General features: G+C 72.7%; 24 protein-coding genes and 3 tRNA genes. 17 read left to right on the top strand and 10 right to left on the bottom strand.

Annotated elements, in window-relative coordinates:
* Window positions 1-16 precede the first annotated feature (16 nt).
* Complete coding sequence (locus tag K4S16_RS06710; protein ID WP_149257840.1) at window positions 17-1,879, bottom strand: beta-propeller domain-containing protein; 1,863 nt, start codon at window positions 1,877-1,879, stop codon at window positions 17-19.
* Between the two features lie 159 nt (window positions 1,880-2,038).
* On the opposite strand from K4S16_RS06710, the gene K4S16_RS06705 reads away from it, so the two are divergent.
* Window positions 2,039-2,611: an acetamidase/formamidase family protein gene (locus K4S16_RS06705; RefSeq protein ID WP_149257839.1), complete on the top strand. Its 573-nt coding sequence runs from the start codon at window positions 2,039-2,041 to the stop codon at window positions 2,609-2,611.
* On the opposite strand, the gene K4S16_RS06700 is transcribed toward K4S16_RS06705, so the two are convergent.
* From K4S16_RS06700 to K4S16_RS06685, 4 genes are all read right to left on the bottom strand, one after another.
* On the bottom strand, window positions 2,608-2,946 hold the full coding sequence (locus K4S16_RS06700) for a carboxymuconolactone decarboxylase family protein (protein ID WP_235036612.1): 339 nt from the start codon (window positions 2,944-2,946) through the stop codon (window positions 2,608-2,610). The genes K4S16_RS06705 and K4S16_RS06700 overlap by 4 nt on opposite strands.
* A 151-nt stretch (window positions 2,947-3,097) precedes the next feature.
* Window positions 3,098-3,985, bottom strand: coding sequence for an NAD(P)-dependent oxidoreductase (locus K4S16_RS06695; RefSeq protein ID WP_149257837.1), 888 nt, complete (start codon window positions 3,983-3,985; stop codon window positions 3,098-3,100).
* Complete coding sequence (locus K4S16_RS06690) at window positions 3,982-4,716, bottom strand: SDR family oxidoreductase (RefSeq protein WP_149257836.1); 735 nt, start codon at window positions 4,714-4,716, stop codon at window positions 3,982-3,984. The genes K4S16_RS06695 and K4S16_RS06690 overlap by 4 nt, the downstream gene beginning before the upstream one ends.
* A complete protein-coding gene (locus K4S16_RS06685; RefSeq protein WP_149257835.1) occupies window positions 4,713-6,173 on the bottom strand; it encodes an aldehyde dehydrogenase in 1,461 nt (486 codons plus the stop codon). The genes K4S16_RS06690 and K4S16_RS06685 overlap by 4 nt, the downstream gene beginning before the upstream one ends.
* Before the next feature lie 154 nt (window positions 6,174-6,327).
* Between K4S16_RS06685 and K4S16_RS06680 the strand changes: the two genes are divergently transcribed.
* A complete protein-coding gene (locus tag K4S16_RS06680) occupies window positions 6,328-7,197 on the top strand; it encodes a hypothetical protein (RefSeq protein WP_149257834.1) in 870 nt (289 codons plus the stop codon).
* Window positions 7,198-7,261: 64 nt separating this feature from the next.
* On the opposite strand, the gene K4S16_RS06675 is transcribed toward K4S16_RS06680, so the two are convergent.
* Window positions 7,262-7,966, bottom strand: a complete 705-nt coding sequence (locus K4S16_RS06675) for an enoyl-CoA hydratase-related protein (RefSeq protein ID WP_149257833.1) — start codon at window positions 7,964-7,966, stop codon at window positions 7,262-7,264.
* A gap of 76 nt (window positions 7,967-8,042) precedes the next feature.
* Between K4S16_RS06675 and K4S16_RS06670 the strand changes: the two genes are divergently transcribed.
* The 8 genes from K4S16_RS06670 to K4S16_RS06635 all read left to right on the top strand — a co-directional run bounded on the left by K4S16_RS06670 (window position 8,043) and on the right by K4S16_RS06635 (window position 13,367).
* Window positions 8,043-8,618, top strand: coding sequence for a TetR/AcrR family transcriptional regulator (locus K4S16_RS06670; protein ID WP_149257832.1), 576 nt, complete (start codon window positions 8,043-8,045; stop codon window positions 8,616-8,618).
* 93 nt (window positions 8,619-8,711) lie between these two features.
* Entirely contained in the window at window positions 8,712-10,235 is a 1,524-nt protein-coding gene (locus tag K4S16_RS06665; RefSeq protein WP_160160858.1) for a protein kinase, read from the top strand.
* 224 nt (window positions 10,236-10,459) lie between these two features.
* Window positions 10,460-10,533, top strand: a tRNA-Leu gene (locus K4S16_RS06660).
* 5 nt (window positions 10,534-10,538) lie between these two features.
* A tRNA-Leu gene (locus tag K4S16_RS06655) sits at window positions 10,539-10,611 on the top strand.
* Between the two features lie 27 nt (window positions 10,612-10,638).
* Window positions 10,639-10,722 (top strand) — tRNA-Tyr (locus tag K4S16_RS06650).
* A 92-nt stretch (window positions 10,723-10,814) separates the two neighbouring features.
* Window positions 10,815-11,381, top strand: coding sequence for a TetR/AcrR family transcriptional regulator (locus K4S16_RS06645; RefSeq protein ID WP_200841699.1), 567 nt, complete (start codon window positions 10,815-10,817; stop codon window positions 11,379-11,381).
* A gap of 10 nt (window positions 11,382-11,391) precedes the next feature.
* Window positions 11,392-12,588 carry a cytochrome P450 gene (locus K4S16_RS06640; protein ID WP_200841698.1) on the top strand — a complete coding sequence of 399 codons (1,197 nt, stop codon included), beginning with the start codon at window positions 11,392-11,394 and terminating at the stop codon, window positions 12,586-12,588.
* The gene (locus K4S16_RS06635) at window positions 12,588-13,367 is read left to right on the top strand and encodes an SDR family oxidoreductase (protein ID WP_149257828.1); all 780 of its coding nucleotides are present in this window, start codon (window positions 12,588-12,590) and stop codon (window positions 13,365-13,367) included. Before K4S16_RS06640 ends, K4S16_RS06635 begins: the two co-directional genes overlap by 1 nt.
* Before the next feature lie 22 nt (window positions 13,368-13,389).
* Here K4S16_RS06635 and K4S16_RS06630 read toward each other — a convergent pair whose 3' ends face one another.
* Complete coding sequence (locus tag K4S16_RS06630) at window positions 13,390-13,839, bottom strand: DUF3515 domain-containing protein (protein WP_235036611.1); 450 nt, start codon at window positions 13,837-13,839, stop codon at window positions 13,390-13,392.
* 19 nt (window positions 13,840-13,858) lie between these two features.
* On the bottom strand, window positions 13,859-14,092 hold the full coding sequence (locus tag K4S16_RS06625; protein ID WP_149257826.1) for an Lrp/AsnC family transcriptional regulator: 234 nt from the start codon (window positions 14,090-14,092) through the stop codon (window positions 13,859-13,861).
* Window positions 14,093-14,225: 133 nt separating this feature from the next.
* On the opposite strand from K4S16_RS06625, the gene K4S16_RS06620 reads away from it, so the two are divergent.
* The 3 genes from K4S16_RS06620 (at window position 14,226) to thiD (ending at window position 16,980) form a co-directional block, all read left to right on the top strand.
* Window positions 14,226-15,146 (top strand): thiamine-phosphate kinase, encoded by a 921-nt coding sequence (locus tag K4S16_RS06620; protein ID WP_149257825.1) that lies wholly within the window; start codon window positions 14,226-14,228, stop codon window positions 15,144-15,146.
* A 101-nt stretch (window positions 15,147-15,247) separates the two neighbouring features.
* A complete protein-coding gene (locus K4S16_RS06615) occupies window positions 15,248-16,138 on the top strand; it encodes a cellulose binding domain-containing protein (RefSeq protein WP_149257824.1) in 891 nt (296 codons plus the stop codon).
* A 38-nt stretch (window positions 16,139-16,176) separates the two neighbouring features.
* The gene (gene thiD / locus K4S16_RS06610; RefSeq protein ID WP_149257823.1) at window positions 16,177-16,980 is read left to right on the top strand and encodes a bifunctional hydroxymethylpyrimidine kinase/phosphomethylpyrimidine kinase; all 804 of its coding nucleotides are present in this window, start codon (window positions 16,177-16,179) and stop codon (window positions 16,978-16,980) included.
* A 123-nt stretch (window positions 16,981-17,103) separates the two neighbouring features.
* Here the strand turns inward: thiD and rpmB are convergent, their stop codons facing one another.
* Complete coding sequence (gene rpmB / locus K4S16_RS06605; RefSeq protein ID WP_030164391.1) at window positions 17,104-17,298, bottom strand: 50S ribosomal protein L28; 195 nt, start codon at window positions 17,296-17,298, stop codon at window positions 17,104-17,106.
* A gap of 185 nt (window positions 17,299-17,483) precedes the next feature.
* Between rpmB and K4S16_RS06600 the strand changes: the two genes are divergently transcribed.
* The 3 genes from K4S16_RS06600 to K4S16_RS45570 all read left to right on the top strand — a co-directional run bounded on the left by K4S16_RS06600 (window position 17,484) and on the right by K4S16_RS45570 (window position 24,611).
* The gene (locus K4S16_RS06600) at window positions 17,484-19,073 is read left to right on the top strand and encodes a DAK2 domain-containing protein (RefSeq protein WP_235036610.1); all 1,590 of its coding nucleotides are present in this window, start codon (window positions 17,484-17,486) and stop codon (window positions 19,071-19,073) included.
* A 32-nt stretch (window positions 19,074-19,105) separates the two neighbouring features.
* A complete protein-coding gene (locus K4S16_RS46895; RefSeq protein ID WP_149257822.1) occupies window positions 19,106-22,318 on the top strand; it encodes a helicase-related protein in 3,213 nt (1,070 codons plus the stop codon).
* A gap of 478 nt (window positions 22,319-22,796) precedes the next feature.
* The gene (locus K4S16_RS45570; protein WP_375708318.1) at window positions 22,797-24,611 is read left to right on the top strand and encodes a serine/threonine-protein kinase; all 1,815 of its coding nucleotides are present in this window, start codon (window positions 22,797-22,799) and stop codon (window positions 24,609-24,611) included.
* A gap of 63 nt (window positions 24,612-24,674) precedes the next feature.
* Here the strand turns inward: K4S16_RS45570 and K4S16_RS06585 are convergent, their stop codons facing one another.
* Window positions 24,675-25,538 carry a hypothetical protein gene (locus tag K4S16_RS06585; RefSeq protein WP_149257820.1) on the bottom strand — a complete coding sequence of 288 codons (864 nt, stop codon included), beginning with the start codon at window positions 25,536-25,538 and terminating at the stop codon, window positions 24,675-24,677.
* 220 nt (window positions 25,539-25,758) lie between these two features.
* Here K4S16_RS06585 and rsmD point away from each other — a divergent pair, with 220 nt between their 5' ends.
* Window positions 25,759-26,325: a 16S rRNA (guanine(966)-N(2))-methyltransferase RsmD gene (rsmD, locus tag K4S16_RS06580; protein WP_149257819.1), complete on the top strand. Its 567-nt coding sequence runs from the start codon at window positions 25,759-25,761 to the stop codon at window positions 26,323-26,325.
* The last annotated feature ends 34 nt before the right edge of the window (window positions 26,326-26,359 follow it).

Genomic DNA, 26,359 nt, shown 5'->3' with positions numbered 1-26,359 from the left:
CCTTGAGCGCGGTGCGTCAGTCGTAGGGGAGCCAGTCGCCGCCCTTGAGGGTGGACGCGTCGACGGCGTGCGCGCCGTCGGCTGAGAACGTCCAGAGGGTGCCGCCGATGACGAGCGATCGGCTGACGCCGCCCTGGAGCTCGCCCGGGTGCCGGACGGACCCGGCCTCGGTGATGTCGGCACCGGTCACCTTGAGGGCGAGGGCCCGGGGCGCGCCGCCGTCCCGCAGCGCCACCGGGATGACCGTGAGACCGGTCTTCGGCCAGTACAGGAACGCGTGCGGGTCGAACTCCGTCTGCGAGTTCGACCCGGGGAGCCTGTAGGCGCCGATCCGGCGGGGCTTGCCGGAGACGTCGAAGAGGGAGACCTGGAGGCCGCTCGTCCGGCCGGAGGGGTCGGCGTCCTGCCCCACGCCGAGCAGCTTCCCGTCCGCCGTGGGATGCAGGTACGCCGAGTAGCCGTTGATCTTTAGTTCGCCGGTGGCGCGGGGGTGCCGGGGGTCCTTGAGGTCGACGACGTACAGGGGGTCGGTCTGCCGGAACGTCACCACGTAGGCGGTGGCGCCCATGAACCGGACGGAGTGGATGCGCTCGCCCTTGCCGAGGCCGTCGAGCCGCCCGACCTGGTCGAGGCGGGAGCCGTGCTGGGCCAGGACGTACACCGAGCTCTGCGACGCCCTGTCGCCGGGTTCGAAGGTGCCGGACGTCGTGGCGAGGCGGAGGTAGCCTTCATGCTCCGACATCGAGTACTGGTTGAGCAGGGAGCCTTTCACCGACCCGGAGGCCGCATACCGGGGGCGTCCGGCACCTCCGACGTCGAACTTGTGGACGTCCGTGCGCGGCTCGACCGCCTTCTTGCGCGGCGACGCGTAGAGCGCCGAGGGCGAGCCGGTGACGTAGAGGCTCTTCCCGTTGCCGTAGACGGTCGAGCCGTCGGCGGCCACCGCGACCGGCAGCGGGTCGGCGAGGCCCTTCGCCAGATCGAACGTCAGCACGGTCAGCATCGAGGAACCCGCGCCCGAGGCCGGGCGGCTGACCTGGTCGCACGGGGTCCGGTACGTCCGGCCGCCCTCGATCTCGAAGGACGGCAGCCAGGCGTCGAGCGGGGACTTCAGCACCGCCTCCCGGTTCGCCTCGGTGGACTTCTTCAGGCCGTTGCCGCCCGGGAAGTAGATGCGCGGCTCCGACCTCACCACCACCCGGACCGTTGAGCCGGTCTGCCGGGCGTCCAGGTAGTCGGCGCCGGCCGTCATCGTCCCGACGACCTTCGGCTTCCCGGACAGATCGACCAGGGTCAGGCGGCTGATCTGCATCGGCAGGGGCCCCGGGTCCGCGGCGCCCGGCACCGTCCCTCTGGGGGCGAAGGCCCTCGTCTGCCGTGTCAGCACGAGCACACGGTCACCGCTCAGCAGCAGCTCCCCGGTGTCGTACCGGGTGCCCTCCGGGATCTTCAGCGTGTGCGTCACCTTGCGCGACACCGGGTCGATGACCCTGAGCCTTCCCTGCGCGAACGCGACGATCCTGCGGCCGTCGGTCTTCACCTGGTCGGGCTCGTCCGCGCCCGGCTCGTGCGAGTTCGTGGCGGAGTGCTCGGGAGCGGGCGCGGAGGACCTGGACTCCCCGGGCGCCCCGCCGGCCATCGGAGCCTTGCCGAGCGCTGCGACGCCGTCGCGGGGCACGGCGCTGAGCCCGTACGGGCCGACCTTGTCCAGGGTGGCGCGGCGCAACTCGTCGTGGAGCGCTTCACAGTCGTCATAGGCGACGAGCCGCACCGGCGGCCTCTCGGGGATCCGGTCGGGGCCCCCTCCTGGCGAGGTGCACCCGGCGGTCGTGGCCAGCAGGAGCGTCGTCGCGGCCGGGAAGAAGATGCGCCCACGCATGGACGTTGGACGCTCGCGTCCGCCGCCCGGTTCCCATGTGCCGCGGGATTTCCGGTGATGGCCGTCTTACGCGAGCGTCAGCACACCGAAACCGTCCGGAAACAGCGGCCCGCCACGATCGGACCACCGCCTGATCCCTGCCGGAAGGAGCGCTGCCCGATGCCCTCACCAGCCGTGTTCGACCTCGACGACCCCGGGATGCGGGATGTTCTCGGACACTCCCACTGGCACCCCGACATCGCGGGCGTCGCGGAGGTCATCACGGGCGGCTCCGTCCGGATGGAGTGCCCCGGCCGCGAGCCCGGCGGCGGCGCTCTGCTCTGCGGTCCGCTCGTCGTCGTCGGCGCGGAGCCCGGTGACGTGATCGTGGTGGACGTGCTCGCCGTCGGACGCCCCGGAGGCGGCCGCGACGCCGGCGGCCACCCCGGGATCATCGGCTGCGCGCCGTCCGACCCGGTGGCCGTGCCCGGCGACGCGCGCGGCCGCGACGTCGGCGGATGCCTCATCGCACCGCTCGCCGCCGGGTCGCGCCTCCTGCTGCCGGTGCACGTGCGCGGCGCGAAGCTGTCCGTGGGCGACCTGCACTTCCCGCGGCGCGGCGCCCCGGACTGCGCCGAGGCCGGCCGGTCCGGCTGGATCGACCTGCGCGTCAGCCTCACCCGCCAGGGTGTCGAACGGTTCCGGGTGACCGGGCCGATGCTGATGCCCGCCCCGTCCCCGCGGCTCTGCTAACCGTCCCGCCGCGCGCGCTTCTCGTGCCTGGCGATCAGCGTGTCGATCTGGACGCACAGCTTCGAGCCGAGCGGCCAGCCGACGTAGTGGGTCAGGAAGACGCCGATCTCGCGCAGCTCGTCCGGCGACAGCTCCCCGTTGCCCAGCGCCGCCGGGATCTGGATGTCGAGGACGTCGTTCAGCCCCTGCCCGGCGAGCACCCCGATGAGGAGGAGCCGCCGGTCGCGCATGCTCAACCCGGGACGCGTCCAGATCTCCCCGAAGAGGTGCTCGACGGTGATACCGAAGAAGTCACCGGGCCCGTCCGAGACCTCCCAGCCATAGACCTGCCGCATCATCTCCAACCCACGCTCACGGCGCCCCACCGGTTCACCGCGCTCACTCGCGTCGTCTGTGGGGGGACGACCTCCCACACCCGCCGACTCGCTTCGCTCACTCGCGTCGTCTGTGGGGGGACGACCCCCCACACCCCCCGACTCGCTTCGCTCACTCATTGGCCTCTCCCACCAGCCCCAACCCCGCGCCGAAGCGTTCGAGTGCGATCCGGGCGAGCGGGGTGTCGACGCCCAGTTCGTCCGCCAGCTCCAGCGCGAGGGAGAGGTCCTTCTCGCCGAGGTCCCGCGTGTGCCGCAGGATGTCGTACAGGTCGTCGTCCGGCTCCAGCGGCGCGGTCGTCGGCCGCAGCATGATCGAACCGGCGCCGCCGGTGATCGCGTCGGTGTGCCGGACGACCCGCCCGAGCTTGCGCAGCGACACCCCGGCCGCCTCCGCGAGCCGCTGCGCCTCGGCGGCGGCGGTGAACGAGATGAAGTGCAGCATGTTGCGGGCCAGCTTCGTGCGGGTGCCCGCGCCGACCGGCCCCATGTGCAGGACGAGGTCCGCCCAGGCGCCGAACGGCTCGCGGCAGCGGTCGAACGCCTCCTGCGTCCCGCCGACCATCACCGCGAGGCTGCCCGCGCTCGCCCCCATGAACCCGCCGCTCACCGGCGCGTCCACCACCTCGATCCCGTACCGCCGCGCCCGTGAGGCCAGGTCCTCGGCGGTCCGCGCGCGGATCGTCGAGTGGATCGCGAGGACCGTGCCCGGGCGGGCGCTCGCCAGCACCTCCTCGCCGACCTCCATCACCTGGGCGTCGTCCCGGACCATGACCGACACCAGGTCGCAGCGCGCGGCGACCTCCGCGACGCTCCTGGCCGCCCGCGCGCCCGCCTTCACCAACGGCGCCACCGCCTCGGCCCGCGCGTCGTACACGACCAGGCCGTCGCCGGCCAGGTGGGCCGCCATCGGCGCACCCATCTGGCCGAGCCCGACGAAGCCGACCGCCATGCGCTCGCCCTCCGGGGGGAAGTGCGCCTCCCCGTCCGCATCGCTCATGCGCGGAACACCTCGCCGCCGTCCACGTTGATGATCTGGCCGGTGATCCACGCTGCGTCGTCCGACAGCAGGAACAGGCACGCGCCCACGAGGTCCTCGGGCGACCCCATCCGCTTGAGCGCCATCTTGTCCCGGACGATCTTCTGCGACATGTTGCCCGGCACGACCGTCCGGTTGGCCTCGGTGTCGATCGGGCCCGGCGCGATCGCGTTCACGCGGATGTTCATGCCGCCCAGCTCGTGCGCGAGCTGCTGCGTGAGCCCGTTGACGCCGACCTTCGCCAGCCCGTAGAAGCCCGAATACTGCCACGCCGCCGTGGACGACTGGTTGACGATGGAGCCGCCGCCCCGCGCCTGCATGTGGGGGTAGCAGGCGCGCGCGCACAGCAGCGCGCCGTCCATGTTCACCGACATGAACTTCTTGTAGTAGTCCCAGTCGACGGTGAAGAGGAAGTCCAGCTTCATCGTCCCGAAGATGGCGGCGTTGTTGACGAGATGGTCGATCCCGCCGAACCGCTCCACGGCCTTCTCCGCCATGGCCTCGACGGACGCGGGGTCGGACACGTCCGTCCGCACGAACAGGCCCTTGATCTCGTCCGCGACGTCCCGCCCGCGCTCATCGACGTCCGCGATCACCACCTGGGCGCCCTCGGAGGCCAGCGCCCGCGCGTACGCCTCGCCGATTCCCTGCGCGGCCCCGGTGACGACCGCGACCTTCCCCTCGAACCTCATACGCCCTCCGCGATCGCCTTGGTCTCCAGGTACTCCTCGAACCCGGCCACGCCCATCTCCCGGCCGATGCCCGACTGCTTGTAGCCGCCGAACGGGACGTCCGCGCCGTACCAGACGCCGCCGTTCACGCTGACCGTCCCGGTGCGCAGCCTCTTCGCGACCGCGCGCGCCCGCTCGGCGTCGCCGCCGTGCACCGCGCCCGACAGCCCGTACGGCGAGTCGTTCGCGATCCGCACCGCGTCGTCGTCGCCGTCATGCGGCAGGATCACCAGCACCGGCCCGAAGATCTCCTCCCGCGCCGAGCGGGAGTCGTTGGTCAGCCCTGTGATCAGCGTCGGCTCGATCCAGAAGCCCTTGTCCCGGCCCTCCGGACGGCCGCCGCCGCACGCGAACGCGCCACCGTCCTTGACGGCCAGCTCCAGGTAGCCCTCGATCCGCTCGCGCTGCCGCGCCGAGATGACCGGGCCGCAGATCGTCCGGTCGTCCTGCGGGTCCCCGGCGCCGAGCTTCGCCAGCGCCCCGGCGGTGATCTCGACGGCCTCGTCGTGGCGCTCGCGCGGGACGAGGATCCGGGTCGTGATCGCGCATCCCTGCCCGGCATGGGCGACCCCGGCGAACGCCGCGTACGAGCACGCCGCCCGCAGGTCGGCGTCGTCCAGCACGATGAACGCCGACTTGCCGCCGAGCTCCAGGAACACCCGCTTGAGCGTCGCGGCAGCGCTCGTCATCACGTTCCGGCCCGTCGCGGTGGACCCGGTGAAGGAGACCAGGTCGACGCGAGGGTCCTGGGCGAGATGGGCGCCCAGCGCGTGATCCGACGAGGTGACCACGTTGACCACGCCCGGCGGGATGTCGGTGTCGTTCGCGATGACCTCGCCGACCACCGCCGCGCACCAGGGCGTGTCGGGCGCCGGCTTCAGGACCACCGTGTTCCCCGCCGCCAGCGCCGGACCCAGTTTGGCGAGGTTGATCTGGTGCGGGAAGTTCCACGGGGTGATCGCGCCGACGACGCCCGCCGCCTCCCGGACGACCCGCCGGTGGCTGGGCATCCCCATCGGCTCCGCCCGCCCGAGGTCCTGCTCCCAGGCGTAGCCCTCGACCAGGTCGGCGAACCATCCGAGGTCGTCGACGGGCGCGTCCAACTGGGCCCCGTACGTCAGGAACCGCGGCGCGCCCACCTCCTTGATCGTGAGTTCGCGCAGCTCGTCGGCGCGCCGTCGCAGGCCCTCCCGGAGCTGCCGCAGGCACCGCGCGCGGAAGGCGTGGTCGGTCGCCCAGCCGGTCTCGTCGAACGCGCGGCGGGCCGCCGCGATCGCCCGGTCCATGTCGTCGGCGGAGGCATCGGCGGCGGTGCCGAGCACCTCCTCGGTCGCGGGATTGATCGTCTCGAAGGCGCCGCCCGCCCCGGGGACGAGCCGCCCGTCCAGCAGAAGCAAGCGATCGGTTGTTCTGGACACGTGTCCAGACTAGCGTTCAGCCCCGGACCGCACGCAAGACGCCCCCACGAATTCGCCAAGTACGCCCGGGTATGGAATGTGACCTGGGCCACAATCGTCGAACAATTCGGCGAATACTCATTGTGATCATTCGATCGCTCATAGTGTCGAACGCATGCCGACACAGGAGCACGACGTCTCGGCAGAGCTGTTCCGCTGGTCCCCCATGCTCGCCGCGGAACTGCTCACCGAGATGGGCGTCCCCCTCGCCGAAGTCCGGCAGGCCAGGGACGTCTCAGAGTCCTTCACCGACCTCAAGACGAAGGAGTACACCGCCGACGCGGCGATCGTCCTCGAAACAACCCGCGGCCGGACGGGCGTGGTGGTCGAGATCCAGCGCAAGAGAGCCGAGGACAAGCGCTGGACGTGGCCGCTCTACCTCGCGACCCTCCGCAACCGCCAGCGCTGCCCCACCGTCCTCCTCGTGATCGCCCCGGACCCCGCGGTCGCCCAGTGGTGCGGAATCCGGATCGACACCGGCCACCCCGGGCACACCCTCACCCCGCTGGTCCTGGGGCCTGAACACGTCCCGCTCATGAAGGACGGCTCCCAGATCGCCGCCGACCCCGCCATGGGCGTCCTATCCGCGTTATTCCACGGCACGGGCGAACACCAGGCCAACGTCCTGCGAAGCGCCTTCGACGGCGCGAACAAGCTGGCAGAGACCGACGAGGAACACGCCCATCGTTACTATGAGTACGTGCAGGCAGTCCTACCCGAGGCGGCACGCAAGACCCTGGAGATCATGATGCAAACCGAGTCGCCCTACTACGACTCCTTCCTGGCCCGCGCAGCAGTCAAGGGGGAGGCCAAGGGGCTGGCCCTTGCCGTGATCAGGAATCTAGAGAATCGGGGCATCGGGGTGAGTCAGGAGGAGCGGGAGCGGGTCCTCGGGTGCACCGACACGGCGCGGCTGGACGCGTGGCTGGAGCGGTCGCTCACCGTTCAGACCGCCGCGGAGATCTTTGGGCGGGACGACGAGTGATCTCGTTCGGCGCATAGCTCTGCTCTGGGCCCTCGTCCGCTTCGGCGGGTGGGGGCCTTGCGGTCTATGTGGGACTGGGCAGCGCCGCTAGGGCGAGGGTCATTTCGTTTCTCAGGGCCTTGGGCTCGGGGAGGGTTTCCTGGGTCAGTAGTGAGGCTCGGGCTGCTTGGAGGGCGGGGGCGGGGAGGGACGCTATCCGGTCGGCCATGGTCTGGGCTGTCTGCAAGGCCTCGCCGGGTGGGGTGAGGGTTGTCAGCAAGCCCCAGTCCGCGGCTTCCCTGGCGGTGATCCGGCGGGCGGTCAGGACGGCCTCCAGGGCGCGTGCCGGGCCTATCAGGCGGGGGAGGCGGACGGTCGCGCCATCCAGGGACGGGAGGCCGTGCTCGAAGTTGAGCAGGCCGAACTCGGCGGTCTCCGAGGCCACGCGCAGGTCGCACCACAGGGCCAGTTCGAAGCCGCCGCCGAAGCAGTAGCCCTCGATCGCCGCGATCACCGGCTTGGACGGGCGGGTGCGCGTGACCGCCATCGGGGGCGGGCCGTCGGGGGTCGGGGCGGGGAAGTCGCCCGCGGCCATCGCCTTCAGGTCGTTGCCCGCGCAGAACGCGCCGCCGGCTCCGGTCAGCACGGCGACCTTCGCGTCGCCCTCCTCGAAGTCGCGGACGGCCTCGGCCAGCCGCCGGGCGGTCGGGCCGTCGACCGCGTTGCGGCGGGACGGGCGGTCGAGGGTGATGACGTGGACGGGTCCCCGGCGTTCGGTCAGCACGGTCATGAGGCGACTCCCTATCTAGATCGATCGTCATACTAGATAGATCGATCTAGCGAGGGCAACGGCTAGGGTGTCGGGCATGACGCGCGATACACGGACCCGGCTGTTGGAGGCCAGTGCCCAGCTGTTCCGCGAGCAGGGGTACTCGGGGACGGGGCTCAAGCAGATCACCGCTGCCGGCGGCGCGCCGTGGGGGTCGCTCTACCACTTCTTCCCCGGCGGGAAGGAGCAGCTGGGGGCCGAGGCGGTGCGGCATTCGGGCGACCGGTACCTGCGCCTGTTCGACCTCGTCTTCGAGGGGGCCGACCGTGATCTGGGGCAGTCGGTCCTCGACATGTTCCGGTTGAGCGCGGAGGCGTTGCAGAAGTCGGACTGGGGCGACGGCTGCCCGATCGCGACCGTGGCGCTGGAGGTCGCCAGCACGAGCGAGCCGCTGCGGCACGCGTGCGCGGAGGTGTTCGCGTCATGGGAGCTCTCGCTCGCGCGGAGGCTGGCGGGCGCCGGGATCGCGGAGGAGCGCGCGAGGGATCTGGCCACCTACGTGCTGAGTGCCTTCGAGGGCGCGCTCGTGCTCAGCCGGACGGCGCACGACGTCCGGCCGCTGGAGGTGACGGCCGGGGTGGTGGCCGGGACGGTGCGGGCCGAACTCGGCTGAGGCCGCGCCTGGATGATCGCGGAGTGTGGCCGCGTGAGCCGTGGGGATGTGCCAGGCTTGTACGGCCGTTCGCCGTCTCAAGGAGATTGTCCCGTGCCGTACGCCGCCCTGCCGGAGCGCATCGGCCCCTACCGGGTCGTCGACCGTCTCGGCGAGGGTGGCATGGGGACGGTGTACGCGGGTCTGGACGCGTCCGGACGCAAGGTCGCCCTCAAGGTGATCCGGCGGGAGTACGCGGCCGACCGGCAGTACCGCGCGCGGTTCGAGGCGGAGGTCTCGGCGGCGAAGCGCGTCCGCCCGTTCTGCACGGCGCCGGTCCTGGACGCCGACCCCGCCGCGGACCCGCCCTACCTGGTGACCGAGTTCGTCAACGGCCCGAGCCTGGACGCCGCCGTGGCGAAGGAGGGGCCGCTGCGCGGCGCCGACCTGGAGGCCGTCGCGGTCGGCATCGCGACCGCGCTGACCGCCATCCACGACGCGGGCGTGGTGCACCGCGACCTGAAGCCCGCCAACGTGCTGCTGTCCACGTTCGGGCCGCGCGTCATCGACTTCGGCATCGCCCGCTCCCTGGACGGGACGCGCCTCACCGCGACCGGCGGCATCGTCGGCACGCCCGCGTTCATGGCCCCCGAGCAGCTGGACGGGCGCGGCGCGACCCCGGCGTCCGACGTGTTCGCCTGGGGCGCGACCGTGGCCTTCGCGGCGCGCGGCGGGCCGTGCTTCGGCGGCGACTCGCTGCCGGCCGTCATCCACCAGATCATCAGCGGCGAACCCGATCTGAGCGGGCTCGCCGGCACGCTCCTCAAGGCCGTCCAGGCGGCGCTGGCCAAGGACCCCGCGTTGCGGCCGTCCGCCCAGTCGCTGCTGGACGGCCTGATCTCCAGCGGCGTCCGGCAGTCCGCGCCGTCCTCACAGCACACCCAGGCGCCGGGCCGGCACCGTACGGAGGCGCCGTCGCAACCGCACACGCAGGCTGCGGGTCGGCACCGTACGGAGGCGCCCTCACAGCCGCACACGCAGGCGCCGGGCCGGCACCGCGCCGACGCGCCGTCCCAGGCGCCCGGGACGCAGGCGTCGGAGGTCGTCCCGCCGCTCGCCGCGGGGGAGGCGGCGGCGCTCGTCGAGGGGCAGTACCGGCAGGCCGCGCAGGCCGGCGACCCGGCCGCGATGCGCAACCTCGCCGTCCTGCTCAGCGGGCAGGGACGGACCGCCGAGGCGGAGAGCTGGAGCCGCTACGCCGACGCGATCGACGCCCGGCAGGCCGTCTACCAGCAGCCGTCCGGCTACCAGCGGCAGGCCGGGTACCAGCAGCGGACCGGGTACCAGGGCCAGCCGACGCAGGCGCCCCACCAGTACCCGGCCGCGCACCATCCGCACGGCAAGCCGCCCATGAACAGCCTCGCGATCTACGCGGTGTCCATGGGCGCGGTGGGGCTGATCACGTGCGGGCTGCCGTCCATCCCCGCGATCATCGCCGGGCACATGGCCTGGGTGCGGCTCCGGCGCTCCGGCGAGCGCGGGCTCGGACTCGCGGTGACGGGGATCGCGCTCGGCTGGATCATGGTCGCGTTCTGGGCGCTGGTCGCGTTCGGCGCGGCCCTGCCGGACGACGGCTGAGCCGAAAAACCCGTTGCCGCCGTCGCGCGGGCGATGGCACCGTGGACGACGTCAGCCCGTCGAAGACGGTGACGCGAGACGTTCGAGAGGAGGACCGGCCATGGCTCTGGAGCAGTATCGACTTCGACTGCCCTCGGCGTCGCACGCCCGCCCCGGCCGGTATCCCGTCTCCTAGAGGCCCCGGCCGAGCCGCCGCGAGCGACGCCCGCCCTTGCGAGTCACGCGCGGCTCTACTCCAACAGGCAGAGAGGCCACTCTCAGGAAGTGGACGTTCCGGGTTCGAATCCCGGGAGCCGCACGCATGCCTCCGTAGTCCAACGGCAGAGACGGCAGCATGAGGTGCTGTGCGCTGGGGGTTCGAATCCCTCCGGAGGTACGGGCGCGGGCCGGGCGGCCCGCGCGAGGGGCGGCGCCGACGTTCGGAGAGTCGGGCTTGGCTGTAACCCAAGTGTCGCTGACTGAGTGGGTTCGAATCCCACCCGCCTCACCCGGTGCCGCGCGCCGTCCGGGACGCCCGGACGTTGCGCGCCGCACTCTTCTGAACTAATGTCTGGACACGTGTCCGGAAAATCCGAGCCCATGACCGAGTCCACCCGGCGCCGCCTCACCGAGCGGCAGGCCGACACGGTGCGGCGGCTGACCGACGCCGCCGTGGTGGAGGTCGGTGAGACCGGCTACGAGGGCCTGACCGTCCGCAACGTGGCCCGCCGCGCGGGCGTGGCGCCCGCGACCGCCTACACCTACTTCGCCTCCAAGAACCACCTGATCACGGAGGTGTTCTGGCGGCGGCTCAGCGCCCTGGCCCCGGTGGAGGCGGACGGGACGCTGCGCGAGCGGGTCGTGGGGACGCTCCGCGAGATCGCGCTGCTGGTGTCGGACGAACCGGACCTCGCGGCGGCGTGCACCACCGCGCTGCTCGGCACCGACCCCGACGTCCGCGAACTGCGGATGCGGATCGGCTACGCGATCCGCGAACGGCTCCGCGCGGCGCTGCGCGAGCACGACGACCCCAAGATCCTCGGCGCGCTGGAGCTGGCCTACACCGGCGCGCTCGTGTACGCGGGCATGGGATACACGTCCTACGCCCGCATGGCCGACCGGCTCGCCGAGATGGCGGAGCTCATCCTCCCCGAGATCCCCGAGTGAGGTGACGGCCGTGGACCCTGCCGCGCAGGTCTCCTACAGCCCGTTCGACTACGCCGTCCACGAGGACCCCTACCCCCTCTACGCGCGCCTCCGCGAGGAGGCGCCCCTGTACCGCAACGACGAGATCGGCTTCTGGGCGCTGTCCCGGCACGCCGACGTGTCCGCGGCCTTCCGCGACCACGCGACGTTCTCCAACTCCCACGGCGTCTCGGTGGAGCCGAGCGCCTGGGGCCCGCACGCGCACCGGACGATGTCGTTCCTCGCGCTCGACCCGCCGCGCCACACCCGCATGCGCGCCCTCGTGTCGAAGGGCTTCACACCCCGGCGGGTGAAGGAGCTGGAGGACGGCATCCTCGACCTGACCAGGCGCCATATGGAACCGGCCCTGGAGAAGGGCGAGTTCGACTTCGTCGCCGACTTCGCGGGCCTGCTGCCCATGGACGTCATCTCGGAGATGATGGGCGTCCCCGAGGCCGACCGGGCCGAGGTGCGCCGGCTCGCGGACACGGTCGTCCACCGGGAGGAGGGCCTGAACGACGTCCCGCCCGCCGGGATGGACGCCGCGCTCACCCTCGTCGGCTACTACCAGGACATGGTCGCCGAACGGCGTCGCAAGCCGACCGGCGACCTGACCTCCGCGCTGCTGGACGCCGAGATCGACGGCGACCGGCTGACCGACGAAGAGGTCATCGCGTTCCTGTTCCTGATGGTGGTCGCCGGGAACGAGACGACCACCAAGCTGCTCGCCAACGCCCTGTACTGGGGGGCGCGCAACCCGGACCAGGCCGCCAAGCCGCTCCGCGACCCGGCCCGCGTGGACGACTGGATCGAGGAGACGCTCCGCTACGACACCTCCAGCCAGATGCTCGCCAGGAAGGCCATGCGGGACGTCGAGCTGCACGGACGGCGGGTCCGCGAGGGCGACCGCATGCTCCTGCTCATCGGGTCGGCCAACCGTGACCCGCGCGTGTTCGCCGACGCCGAGACCTACGACCTCGACCGCGACACCTCGCAGCTCGTCAGCTTCGGCGGCGGCCGGCACTTCTGCCTCGGCGCGAACCTGGCGCGGCTGGAGGCGCGCATCGCGCTGACCGAGTTCGTCCGCCGCGTCGGCTCCTACGAGGTCGACCACGCGAACGCCGAGCGGGTGCACTCGGTGAACGTCCGCGGTTTCGCGGCACTGCCCGTACGTGTGGAGGTGCGCTGATGCCCAGGTTCGAGCCCCATCCCGAACGGCGCGCGGCCGTGGTCGCCGGCGCCTCGTCGGGGATCGGCGCGGCGACCGCGACGGCGCTGGCGATGGCCGGGCACCCGGTCGCGCTCGGCGCCCGGCGCGTCGACAAGTGCGAGGAACTGGCCGCGACGGTCCGGGCCGGCGGGGGAGAGGCGTTCGCGCACCCGCTGGACGTCGCCGACTCCGACTCGGTCAAGGCGTTCGCCGCGGCGGCCGCCGACGCGCTCGGCCCCATCGAGATCGTCGTCTCCAGCGCGGGCGACCTGTCCGCTGGACGCCTCCACGAACTCGACACCGCCGAGTTCCTCGCGCAGGTGCAGGTCCACCTCGTCGGCGCGCACCGGCTCGTCTCGCATTTCGTCCCGCAGATGGTGGCTCGGAGACGCGGCGACATCGTGTTCGTCTCCTCCGACACCGTCCCCGCCCCGCGCTCCTGGACGGGCGCCTATGTCGCGGCCAAGAACGGCGTGGAGGGCATGGCCCGGACGATGCAGATGGAGCTTGAGGGGACGGGCGTCCGGGCGTCCATCGTCCGGCCCGGACCGACCGCGACCGGCATGGGCATGAGCTGGGACCCGGACACGACCGGCGCCGTCCTGGAGGACTGGGTGAAGTGGGGCCACGCCCGCCACCCGTACTTCCTGCGCCCGTCCGACGTCGCCGCCGCCGTCGCCGCGATCGTCGCGGCCCCGCGCGGCGCTCACCTCCGGCTCGTCGAGGTCCAGCCCGAAGCGCCGCTGGAGGAACCGTGAGCCCGTCAGCGGGGACGGTCGATCAGATCTGGCCCTCGGGCTTCGCGGGGATCGTCGCCTTGATCGCGGGGCCCAGCTCGATCAGCACGTCCCCGGCCGGGTTGTACTTCGGGGGCACGGTCACCTCGACGTAGGCCTGGCGCCCCACCGCGGTGAAGGTCACCGGGCGGCCGGCGGGCTGCCCGAACCAGTCGATCCCGTTGATGGTCACCAGCTCGGACGTCGGGCGCAGCGTGGGAGGCCGCGGGACCCCGCAGCGCAGCGCGATCGCGGGGGAGCCCCAGGCGGCGGTCAGCGGCGAGTCCGGGGAGGTGTCGCGGCGCTTCTGCCCGTGCACCTTCTCGGGCAGCCGCAGCCCCTGGCACAGCCGCTGGGTCGCCGCGTCCGGGCTCGGCACCGGAACCTGCACCGCCCCGTCCCCGCACGCCCCCGCGAGCAGCGCCAGCCCGCCGAGTACGACCGCGACCCGCACGGCTGCTGCCGTGGGGCGCTCAGATGTGGACGATCGGGCAGGTGAGGGTTCGCGTGATGCCCTCGACCGCCTGGATCTGCGCGACGACGAGCTTGCCCAGCTCGTCCACATTCCGCGCCTCCGCTCGGACGATCACGTCGTAGGGTCCGGTGACGTCCTCCGCCCGAGTGACACCCGTTATGCCGGAGATGTGGCTCGCCACCTCGGCTGCCTTACCGACTTCGGTCTGGATGAGGATGTAGGCCTGCACCATCACGTCCTCCCCAAGCGGAGAATCAACCGTCGGACGGTTCACCGTATCGTGTTACGCGCCGCCACGGGCGGTCGGGGTACGGCGTGCCCGGTGGGAACCGGGAGAAACGCGGGAAAACGGGGGAACGGCGCGGATGGGGACGATCGGCGAGCTGGGCGAGTTCGGCCTGATCGGCCGGTTGACCCGGCGGCTGCCGCAGGGGCCGGCGGTCCGGCTCGGCCCCGGCGACGACGCCGCGGTGATCGCCGCGCCGGACGGCCGCGTCGTCGCCACCACCGACCTCCTCGTGGAAGGACGGCACTTCCGCCGCGACTGGTCCCGCCCTTACGACATCGGGCGCAAGGCCGCCGCCCAGAACCTCGCCGACGTCGTCGCGATGGGCGCGCGTCCCACGGCGCTGCTCGTCGGTTTCGCGGCCCCGGCCGATACCGACGCCGACTGGGCCGAGCGGCTCTACGACGGGCTCGCCGACGAGTGCCGCGCCGCGGGGGCGTCCGTCGCGGGAGGCGACGTCGTCGCCGCGCCGCAGGTCACCCTCGCGGTCACCGCGCTCGGCGATCTCGGCGGCGCCGCGCCGCTCACCCGGTCCGGTGCGCGACCGGGCGACGTCGTGGCCGTCCGGGGCAGGCTCGGCTTCGCCGCCGCCGGCCTCGCGCTCCTGGACGCCGGCCTGGACGGGCCCGAGGAGTTGATCGCGGCGCACCGCCGCCCCGAGCCTCCCTACACCGCCGGGGAGGAGGCGCGGACGCACGGCGCCACCGCCCTGCTCGACGTGAGCGACGGGCTCGTCCAGGACCTCGGGCACATCGCCGAGGCGAGCGGCGTCCGGATCGACGTCGACTCCGCGTCCGTGCCCGTCTCGAAGATCCTCGGACCGAACGGGGTGAACTACGCGCTCACCGGCGGCGAGGACCACGCGTTCGCCGGAACCTACCCGGCGGGCGCCGTCCTGCCCCCATCCTGGACACGGATCGGGACCGTCGCCGAAGGGGCCGGCGTGCGGGTGGACGGAGGCGAACCGCCCGCCGGCGCGTGGGACCATTTCCCAGGCTGAACGCCCCGCGTACGCAGCGCGTACAGCCGTGTGCGTTGACGCATCCGGTAGGCATGCTTGGTGCGGGTTTGGTATACATCCTGTGATCGAAGAGGGATGGGATGGGACGACACTCCAGGCTTGAGCAACCGGACGACGACCCCGTACCGGGCGCCGAAGCGTCGCGAGGGCCGTACTACGGGGCCCCGGTCGACCCCTCTTACGACATCTTCTCCGGGCCGACCGACGACCGGGTGTACGTGTCGCCGCACGACCGGGTGAGGTCGGGTCCGCCGCCCGTCGCCGAACGCCAGCACGACCCGCCCTCGGACCCGTACCGGTTCGACCCGCTTCCCGGGGACTACCCCGGCGACTACCCGGGCGCTCCCACGGCGGCGTTCCCCGAACTGCCGCGCGAAACGCCGCCTCCCGAATTCGGGAACACGTCCGACCCGCTGGAACCCGAGGATCCGTCCGACTCCTCCGGCAAGCAGGGCTGGACGAAGCTCGTCTCGGTGCTCCCGCTCCCGCTGCTCCCCATCGTCGCGCTGGTCATCGCCGTCGGGATCGTCTCCTATGCGCTGAGCACCCAGCAGATCTCCCTCAACTTCGCGGGCGGCACCCCGAAGACCAGCCAGACCGACCCGCGCGACAACCAGGTCTCCCAGCGCGGCCCCGGCGAGCGCGCCAGCCGCGGCGCCGGCCGCCCCGACGGCCTCGTCATCGGGTTCCGCGTCGCCTCCCGGACGCCCGGAGGGTTCAAGGCCACCGCCACCATCGCCAACAAGAGCCAGGTCCCGGTCGGCAGGTGGGCGCTCGCCTTCAAGATTCCGAACGCGTCGGTCACCGCCGTCAGCGGCGCCACCGTCGTGCGGACCGGCACGGTCGGCTTCGTCCGCGGCCGCACCGGCATCGCGCCCGGCGGCACGGTGCGGATCGTGTTCACCGCCAAAGGGGCCCCGGCCAAGCCGACCAGCTGCATCCTCAACAAGCTCCCCTGCACGCTGGTCTGAGCTCGCCGCTCCCGGCAGATCGCCATAAAGTGGGCGGTATGACGCGCTCCGCCCTCGCCCCGCCCCTCGTGCTCACCATCGCGGGCTCGGACTCCGGCGGCGGCGCCGGCATCCAGGCCGACCTGAAGACCATGCTCGCGCTCGGCGTCCACGGCATGAGCGTCATCGCCGCCGTCACCGCGCAGAACTCCCTCGGCGTCCAGGGCTACTGGGAACTGCCGCCCGAGGCCGTGCGCGCCCAGCTCGACTCGGTGCTGTCCGACATCGGCGTCCACGCGATCAAGACCGGCATGCTCGCCTCCACCGGACTGGTGGAGATCGTCGCCGAGGCCCTCGCCGCGTCCGACGCCCCGGCCGTCGTCGACCCGGTCGGCGTCTCCAAGCACGGCGACTCGCTGCTCGCGCCGGACGCGGTGGACGCCGTCCGCTCGGTGCTGCTGCCGACGGCGACCGTCGTCACGCCGAACCTGTACGAGGTGGAGCAGCTCACCGGCGTCAAGGTCGTGGACGAGTCGGGGCTGCGCGAGGCGGCCGAGGCGGTCAAGGCGCTCGGCCCCGCATGGGTGCTGATCAAGGGCGGCCATCTGCCCGGCGAACCCGCCGACCTGCTGTTCGACGGGGAGCGGGAGCACCGCTTCACCGCCCCGAGGCACGACAACCGGCACACCCACGGAACCGGCTGCACGCTCGCGTCCGCCATCGCCTCGTACCTGGCGCTCGGCGAGGACGTCCCGGCGGCGGTGGCGAAGGCGAAGGAGTACGTGACGGGCGCGATCGCGGCGGGCTTCCCCCTGGGCGCGGGCATCGGGCCCGTCGACCACGCCTGGCGGAACCGCCACTGAGTGCTCTTCGGCAGCACGCGGGGTGGCACTGGAAGGGAACGCAAAAGTCGGCTCACCGGAAGATTCCGATGAGCCGACCGAAGCCGTGAAGCGGGACGAACCGATGGGCCGCCCCGGGAAGGCTCAGACCGTCGGCTTGACGACCTTGCCGGCCTTGATGCAGGACGTGCAGGCGTTGATCCGCTTGGTGCTGCCGTTCACGACGGCGCGCACGCGCTGGATGTTGGGGTTCCAGCGGCGCGGGGTGCGGCGGTGCGAGTGGGAGACGCGCATGCCGAAACCGGGTCCCTTGCCGCAGACGTCGCAGACGGAAGCCACGGGAAACTCCAAGTGGTGTCGATGCTCTGATCGGAGCGCCACCCCGGTGCCGCCGCGGGCGGGCCGGGCATCATGGGCGCTCACTGATGAGCGCCACGGAAGTGGCGCGTGGACCAGACTAGCCGACTGCCAGTCGGGTTAGCGAATCGGCGGCGCCGGGACACGGCGGCGCGGAAGGGAGCACGGTGGCCCTGGACGATGCGGCGGTCCTCGACGGCGCGGCGGTGCGGCGGTGGTGCAGGCTCGCGGCGGAGGCGCTCGGGCGGACGAGAGCCGAGATCGACGCGCTCAACGTCTTCCCCGTCCCGGACGGGGACACCGGCACCAACCTGCACCTGACCGTCATCGCGGCGGCCGACGCCCTCGACGAGCCGCCGGCCGGCGCGGACCCGTGGCGGACCCTGGCGCAGGGGGCGCTGCTCGGCGCGCGCGGCAACTCCGGCGTGATCCTGAGCCAGGTGTTCCGGGGGCTCGCCGACGTCCTCGGCCCGCTGGAGGCGCCGGACGGCGCGTCCTTCGCCGCCGCCCTCGACCACGCGTCCGTCCTGGCCCGGGGGGCCGTCGAGCATCCCGTCGAGGGCACGATCCTCAGCGTCCTCGCCGAGGCCGCCGCGGCCTCCGCGACGGTTTCCGGCGCCGGGCTCCCCGAGACCGCGAGGGCCGCGGCCACGGGCGCCCGGCAGGCGCTGGGCCGCACCACCGGCCAACTGGACGTGCTGGCCCGCAGCGGCGTCGTGGACGCCGGCGCGGCCGGGCTGTGCGTGGTGCTCGACGCCCTCGTCGCCGTGGTCACCGACGAGTACCCCGAGCGGTACGAGATCCCGGCCCGCACCGCCGGGACGCCCCCGCCCGCCGGAGAGCCCCCGGCGCCTCAGGGCTCCGGCTACGAGGTGATGTACCTGCTGGACGCGCCCGACGGCGCCGTCCACACCCTGCGCGAACGCCTCGACGGCCTCGGCGACTCCCTCGTCGTGGTCGGCGGCGACGGGCTGTGGAACGTCCACGTCCACGTGGACGACGCCGGAGCCGCCATCGAGGCGGGCATGGCCGCGGGACGCCCGCACCGGATCCGCGTCACCTACCTGCACGCCGCCGAGGGCCCGCACGCGCCGCACACCGGCCGCGCGGTGATCGCCGTCACCGCCGCCGACGGGCTGGCCGCGCTGTTCGAGGAGTGCGGGGCGCGGGTCGTGCGGCGCGAGCCCGGCGCCGTCCCGCCGCTCGCGGTGCTGGCCGAGGCCGTCCTCGCCGCCGGCGACGAGGTGGCCGTCCTGCCGAACGAACCCGAGGTCCTCGCCCTCGCCGAGGCCGCCGCGGAGCGCGCGCGGGACGGCGGGGCGCGCATCGCGGTGGTCCCGACCAAGGCGTCCGTCCAGGGGATGGCGGCGCTCGCCGTGCACGACCCGCTGCGCCGCTTCGACGAGGACGTGATCGAGATGACCCGCGCCGCCGGCGCGACCCGCTTCGGCCATCTGGAGGTCGCCGCGCAGGAGGCGGTGACGAGCGCGGGCCTCTGCCAGCCGGGCGACGTCCTCGGCCTGATCGAGGGCGACGTCGCGATGATCGGCGCGGAGCTCGCCGCGGTGGCCCGCGACGTCCTCGACCGGATGCTGTCGGGCGGCGGCGAACTGGTGACGCTGATCGCCGGCCGGCACGCCCCGCCCGGCCTCGCCGCGGAACTGGAGGACCTGCTGCGCGTGCGGCACCCCGACGTGGAGGTCGGCGTGTACGCCGGCGACCAGGAACGCTACCCCCTGCTCATCGGCGTCGAGTGAATCCCGTCGCCCCCATCGGCTAGAAAAGACCCGTGGCTAACCTCGACGAGCCGTTGCGCAAGGTCCTCGGCGACAAGACGGCCAACGCGCTGAAGAAGGGCCTCGACCTGCACACTGTCGGCGACCTCCTGCACCACTACCCGCGCCGCTACGCCCACCGCGGCGAGCTGACGCAGCTCAGCGGCCTGCAGGACGGCGAGCACGTCACGGTCATGGCGGAGGTCGTGAAGGTGCAGGGCCGCACCCTCACCCGCAGCCCCGGCTACGTCCTGGAGATCACCGTCACCGACGGCACCGGCCTGCTCAAGCTCAGCTTCTTCGGCCGCAAGGGCTCCTACCGGCCCGAGAAGGAGCTGTCGCCGGGCACCCGCGGCCTGTTCGCCGGGAAGATCAGCACCTACGTGCCCCGCAGCGGCAAGACCGTCCGGCAGCTGACCCATCCGCAGTACAAGGTCGTCCACGAGAAGGGCGCCGAGGAGGCCGCGCAGGAGTGGGCGGACGAGATCATCCCGATCTACCCGTCCACCAAGTCGCTGCCCATCGAGGCGATCAGCACCTCCGTCGAGACCGTCCTGGCCCAGCTCGACCTCCCCGACGACCCCGTGCCCGAGGCGCTCCTGCGCCGCCGCCACCTGATCGGCCTGCGCGAGGCGTACGAGGGCATCCACCGCCCCCGCACCTGGGACGAGCTGGGCCGCGCCAAGGCGCGCCTCAAGTGGGACGAGGCCTTCGTCGTCCAGATCGCCCTCGCCCAGCGCCGCGTCGCCGCCGCGGCCCTCCCCGCCAAGCCCCGCCCTCCGTCCTTCGGCGGCATCCAGGCGGAGTTCGACGCGCGCCTGCCCTTCGAACTCACCAAGGGCCAACGCCAGGTAGGCGACGAGATAGCCGCCGACCTGGCGAAGAGCCACCCCATGCACCGCCTCCTCCAAGGCGACGTTGGAGCGGGCAAGGCCCAGCCGCTGGACTCCGAGGTGCTGACGCCGAGCGGCTTCCGGCGGATGGGGGACCTGGCGCCGGGAGACGAGGTGATCACGCCCGGCGGCGAGGTCACCGTGGTGACCGGGGTGTTCCCGCAGGGAGAGCGTGACGTCTACCGGCTGGTCATGTCCGATGGCACGTCGGTGGAATGCGACGACGAGCACCTCTGGGCCGTGAAGACGGATACAGGATGGCACCGGGGAAGCCCGCTCAAGGTGCTGACGACGAAGGAACTGCGGGAGGACCTCCTGCGCAGGTCCGGGGGCAGCAAGTGGTACGTCCCCCTGGTCGAAGCGCCCGAGTTGGACACGCCCGCGGACCGTCCGGTCGACGCGTACCTCTTGGGGCTCCTGCTCGGCGACGGATTCATGAAGTACGGGCGGGTGGAGATCTCGACCCGCGACCAAGAGGTCATCGACGCGGTCGCCTTGCTCGTCCCGGACGGGTGCAGGCTGCGCCGCAAGCCGGACCGCCCGCTCGACTGGTCGATCCTCGGCGAGCGTCGCGGGGCCGGGAACCCGTTGATCGCTGCGCTCCGCGACCTCGGCGTCTATGGGAGGGGGGCTTGGGACAAGTTCGTCCCGGCCGCGTATCTGAACGCTCCGATCAAGCAGCGCCACGCCCTGCTGCAAGGCCTGCTCGACACCGATGGGACGCTGCGGGCCGAGGGCAGGGACGTCAGCCTGGTCTCCGCGTCGAAGCACTTGGCCGAAGCGACCGCATGGCTGACGCGCTCACTGGGCGGCTACGCACGGTGCCGGGAGGTCCGTAAGGCGGGCAAGCGGTACTGGATGACCAGCGTCGCGTTGCCGAACGACTACCCGCCTTTCAGGCTGTCCCGCAAGGCCGAAAGGCTCCGGCCCCGCACGAAGTACGAACGTCGGCGCAAAGGTATCCGCGCCATCGAGTACGTGGGCCGCAAGGAGGTCCAGTGCATCTCCGTCGCCCACCCCGGGCGCCTCTACGTCTCCGACGGCTGGACCCCCACCCATAACACGGTTGTCGCGTTGCGGGCGATGTTGCAGGTGGTGGACGGGGGAGGGCAGGCGGCGCTGCTCGCGCCGACCGAGGTGCTGGCTCAGCAGCACTACCGGTCGATCACCGGGATGCTCGGCGATCTGGCGCAGGCGGGGCAGATCGGCGGGGCCGAGCACGCCACCCGGGTCGCGCTGCTGACCGGATCGCAGGGGGCGAAGGCCCGCAAGGAGGCGCTGCTGGACGCGGCGTCCGGCGCGGCGGGGATCGTCGTCGGCACCCATGCGCTGCTGCAGGAGACCGTCCAGTTCGCCGACCTCGGGCTCGTCGTGGTCGACGAGCAGCACAGGTTCGGCGTCGAGCAGCGCGACGCCCTGCGCGAGAAGGTCGACGGCGGCCGCCCGCACGTCCTGGTCATGACGGCGACGCCGATCCCGCGCACGGTGGCGATGACCGTCTTCGGCGACCTGGAGACCTCGGTGCTCGGGCAGCTCCCGGCGGGGCGGTCGCAGATCCAGACGCACGTCGTCCCGCCCGAGAAGCCGGCGTTCCTCGCCCGCACCTGGGAGCGGATCAAGGAGGAGGCGGCGAACGGCAGGCAGGTCTACATCGTCTGCCCGCGGATCGGCGAGCAGGAGGGCGACGAGGGCGACGCCGTCGTCGCCGAGGAGGGCGACCGCCGGTCCCCGCTCGGGATCATGGAGGTGCTGCCGAAGCTGGAGGAGCTGCTCTCCGGGCTGCGCATCGGCGTCCTGCACGGCAAGCTGCACCCGGACGAGAAGGACGCGGTCATGCGCCGCTTCACCGCGCGGGAGCTGGACGTCCTGCTCGCCACCACGGTCATCGAGGTCGGCGTGGACGTGCCCAACGCCACCGTCATGGTGATCATGGACGCGGACCGGTTCGGCGTCTCCCAGCTCCACCAGCTGCGCGGGCGCGTCGGCCGCGGCTCGCTGCACGGCCTCTGCCTGCTCGTCACCGACGCCGCGCCGGGCGGCAAGGCTCGCGAACGGCTGGACGCCGTCGCCTCCACCACCGACGGGTTCAAGCTGTCCCGGCTCGACCTGGAGCAGCGCCGCGAGGGCGACGTGCTCGGCGCCGCGCAGGCGGGGCGCGCGTCCAGCCTGCGGCTGCTCACGCTCCAGCGGGACGAGGACGTGATCCGCGACGCCCGCGAGGAGGCGACCGCGCTCGTCGAGGCCGATCCGGACCTGTCGAGCCACTCCGGCCTGGCCACCGTCCTCGCGTCCCTGCTCGACGAGGAGCGCGCAGACTTCCTGGAGAAGGGGTGATTATTGCTTTTTTCTCCTCCTTCGGGCCTTGGCGGCCCTCCATCGTCGGAAAAAGCGGGCGATCGCTGGCATCGCTCCGGCTCGCCTTGCGGCTCGCTGCGCGATCAGATTCTTGCTTCGCTCGAATCTGCCTTCGGACGCGATCGCGGGCCCCAGGTTGTCGCGTGGTGCTGTGGTGGCTGAGGTCGTCGCAGTAGACGGTTCCTGCCGCGGTGGTGCTTGGGGGTGAGCTCACACCGCCGGTCCTCCGGGCCGCCGGTGAGGTCGTGGCGCGAGGCTCGCTGCCCGCCTACCATGCTTAGACATCCGTGTTCATCCGAATCCTCTCCGTGCAGGCCTCAGCCCCTGGTCCAACCTCCAACGACCTGAATGGTCGCGATCGCGTCCGAAGGCGGGTTCGAGCGAAGCGAGAACCTGATCGCGCAGCGAGCCGTCAGGCGAGACGGAGCGATGCCAGCGATCGCCGCAGTGTCCGACGATGGAGGGCCCCTCAGGCCCGAAGGAGGAGGGCACTGCGATAGGCACAGCAGGGCCGCCAGGCCCGAAGGAGGAGAGAAAGGCAATGGAACTGCTGCCTGGGGATCCTGCTTGGCTTGGGCGTTATGAGCTTGTTGGGCGGTTGGGGGAGGGCGGGCAGAGCGTCGTCTATCTCGGGCGGCGCGAGGACGGCGGGCAGGCGGCGGTGAAGCTGCTGCGCGACCAGCTCAGCCGCAGTCCCGAGTGGCGGGCGCGGTTCGAGCGCGAGATGCGGATGATCGGGCGGGTCGCGGGGTTCTGCACGGCGCAGGTGCTGGACGCCGACATCTCCGGCGACCTGCCTTACGTGGTCAGCGAGTACGTGCCGGGGCCGTCGCTCAGCGGGCTCGTGAACGAGCGGGGGCCGCGCACCGGTACCGACCTCGACCGGCTGGCGATCGGCACCGTGACGGCGCTCGCGGCGATCCACCGCGCGGGGATCCTGCACCGCGACTTCAAGCCGTCCAACGTGCTGATGGGGCCGGACGGGCCGCGCGTCATCGACTTCGGCATCGCGCGGGTCGTCGGCGCGGCGTCGGCTAAGGGGAGCGGCGTCGTCGGGACGCCGTCCTACATGGCGCCCGAGCAGGTCACCGACACCGAGCTCGGCACCGGCGTGGACATGTTCACCTGGGCGGCGACGATGCTGTTCGCGGCGACGGGGCGGCACCCGTTCGGCAACGACACGATCTCCGCGGTGTTCCACCGGATCCTGAACTACGAGCCCGACCTGTCGCCGCTGCCGGAGTCGCTGCGCGGCGTCGTCGCGGCGTGCCTGGCCAAGGACCCGGCGAGGCGTCCCGAGGCGGAGCAGGTGCTCCTGGACCTGCTCGGCGGGCAGTCCGTTCCGCAGGACGAGGGGGCGCTCAGCACCGGCGCCCATTTCGCCGGGGACGCGCGCGTGCCGGTGACCGTGGCGGGCCCCGAGCGGCCGATCGGCACCGGTTCGGGCGGGACGCGCCCGCCCGAGCCGGTCCGCCCCCGGCGGCGCCGCGGGCTCGGGATCGCCGCGGCCGTCGCGGCGCCGCTGATCGCGCTCGCCGCGGGCGGGACGGCGTGGGTGCTGCTGGCGGACGGCTCCGACACCGACCACGCGGAGGCGGGCACCGGCTCGGCGGCCCCGCCTCCCGCGGCGGCCGAGGCCGTGGGGCCGGCCGCCCAGGCGATCGAGGCGGTGCTCGGCTTCGACCACGCCCGGTTCGAACAGAACGTGGCCGCGGCGCACCGGGTCTCCACGCCCCGGTACGGCGCCGACTACGACCGGCAGCTCGCGACGCGCAAATACCGCGACGAGCTCACGGCCAAGAAGGGCTCGGTGACGGCGGACGTCGTCGACGCCGCCGTCGTGTCCGCCGCGTCCGGGAAGGTCACCGTGCTGTCGTACGTCAAGCGGACGGTCCGCGCCGAGAACGCCGATCCGTCCCGGCTCCAGGACCCGATGCGCGCGACCATGGTGAGGCAGGGGAGCGGGTGGCTGCTCGACAGCCTGTACTCGCTGAAGGCGGGCTCTCCGCGCGCCGACACGTCGGGCGCGTCCTGGCCCGGCAAGGAGGCGCGGGCCGCGTTCGACGCCGTCTCCCGCGACCCGTCGGTCGCGCGTGGGACGCCGCTGGAGGTCGGCCTGCGCGGGGGCGGGACACGGAACGAGATGACGGCGCTGGTTCTGGTCGGCGAGTGCAAGGGCGGGTGCACCGACGGTGATGCGGTCGCCGTTCGCCGACTCCTGCTGGAGCGGGCTGGGAGCGGCTGGAAGGTCGGGCGGTCCGAAGGACTCTGAACGGCGGGCCTCTGAACGGCGAAAGGGGCGCCTCCGGATGGAGGCGCCCCTTCGGTGAGCGGCTCAGGACTCGCGGGCGTGGCGTCTGCGGGTCGCCGCGACGGCGGCGCTTCCCGCGGCGATGGCGGTCAGGCCGAGCGCCACGAGCGGCAGCGCCTCGGTGCCGGTGAAGGGAAGCCCCTTGGGCGGCGTGAACCCGGCGGCGGCCGTCGGGTTGCCGGGGCCCATTCCCGGAGCGGACGGGATCTGCGGCAGCAGCGGCGAGGAAGGCAGCGACGGAGCCTCTGGGGAGGGGCTCGGAGGCGTCGGCTCGCCGGGCGGCGGGGGCGGGGGAGTCGGCGGGGTCGGAGGCGTCGGGGGAGTCGGCGGCGTGGGCGGTGTGGGAGCCTCGCAGCCTCCGCCCACGCAGACGCCCGCGGACACGTTGGCCGAGACGGGCGTTCCTCCCGCGGGGGTCACCGACGCGCCCAGTTCGGTGCGGGCGCTGAGGAGCCGGTTGCCTCCCGAGACCGCGGCTCCCGTCTTGAGCGAGAGGGCGGTGCCGCCCGCGGGCGACGCGGCGCGAGCGTCGAGCCGGGTGGCCGCCTTGACCGTGGCGTCGTCCAGCGACGCGGAGGCGCCGGTCCGGAGCCGGACGCCCGCGCCGGCCTTGGGGGTGCCGACGCCCGCGCCGACGTCGAGGCCCGCGCTGGCGGTCCTGGTGCGCTCGTCGTACTTCAGCGTGGCGCCGAGCCGGAGCTGGACGGCGGGCTCGGCCTTGCCGGCCCTCGGCGCCTTACGGGCCTTCTTGAGGGTCGTCGGGCTCTTCGGAGTCTTCGGCCCGGCGGTCTGCGGGTGGGGCGCGAGCCGGGCGAGGGGCTGGGAGGTCTCGGCGTGCGAGACGCCGCTCATCGCGGCGATGCCGAGCACCGTCGCACCGGCCGTCACCGCCAGTCTCCTACCGTGATGCACTGGTGCTCCTGGGTCACTGGGTTGCACAACCTGCGAGCACGTTTGCACGTGAAGTAGTCGCTGTGAACCGCGTTCGTGTCATTTGGGTAGAGGTTCACAAGCGGTCGGTAGTTGGATTGTGCAACATTCTTGGGAATCGTCCGGGGGTGAACCGGGCGAGGCGCGAGCAGCGGGGGCCGCCCCCGATACTGGGACGGTGAGCAGGGTCATCGCGGGCATCGCGGGAGGGCGGCGGCTGGCCGTCCCGGCGGGACGGGACACCAGGCCGACCAGCGACCGCGCCAGGGAGGGGCTCTTCTCCACGGTGCTGGCCCTGCTCGGCCCGCTCGACGGGCTGCGCGTCGCCGACCTGTACGCGGGCTCGGGCGCGGTCGGGCTCGAAGCACTGTCCCGGGGCGCCGCCCATGCGCTGCTGGTCGAGTCGCATCCGCGCGCGATGAAGGTGATCCGCCAGAACGCCGAGTCTCTCGGGCTGCCCGGCGCCGTCCCCTGCGCGGACAAGGTGGAGCGGGTCGTCCGGAAGAAGCCGGACGAGCCCTACGACCTGGTCTTCGCCGACCCGCCGTACGCGCTGGCGGACGCGTCCGTCACCGCCATGCTCGAGGATCTGCGTGACAACGGGTGGACGTCCCCGGACGCGCTCGTCGTCGTGGAGCGCGCCGCCCGCGGCCCGGCGCTGGAGTGGCCCGGCGGCTACGAGGCCGAGCGGGAGCGGCGCTACGGCGAGGCGGTGTTCTGGTACGGCCGCGCGGTCGCGCTTTGAGGCCGCATCGGGCAGCGGTATTCGGGTAGAGGGA

It is taken from the genome of Actinomadura sp. K4S16 (assembly GCF_008327685.1).
Taxonomy (GTDB): Bacteria; Actinomycetota; Actinomycetes; order Streptosporangiales; family Streptosporangiaceae; genus Spirillospora.
This window is presented reverse-complemented; position numbering and strand designations above follow the sequence as displayed.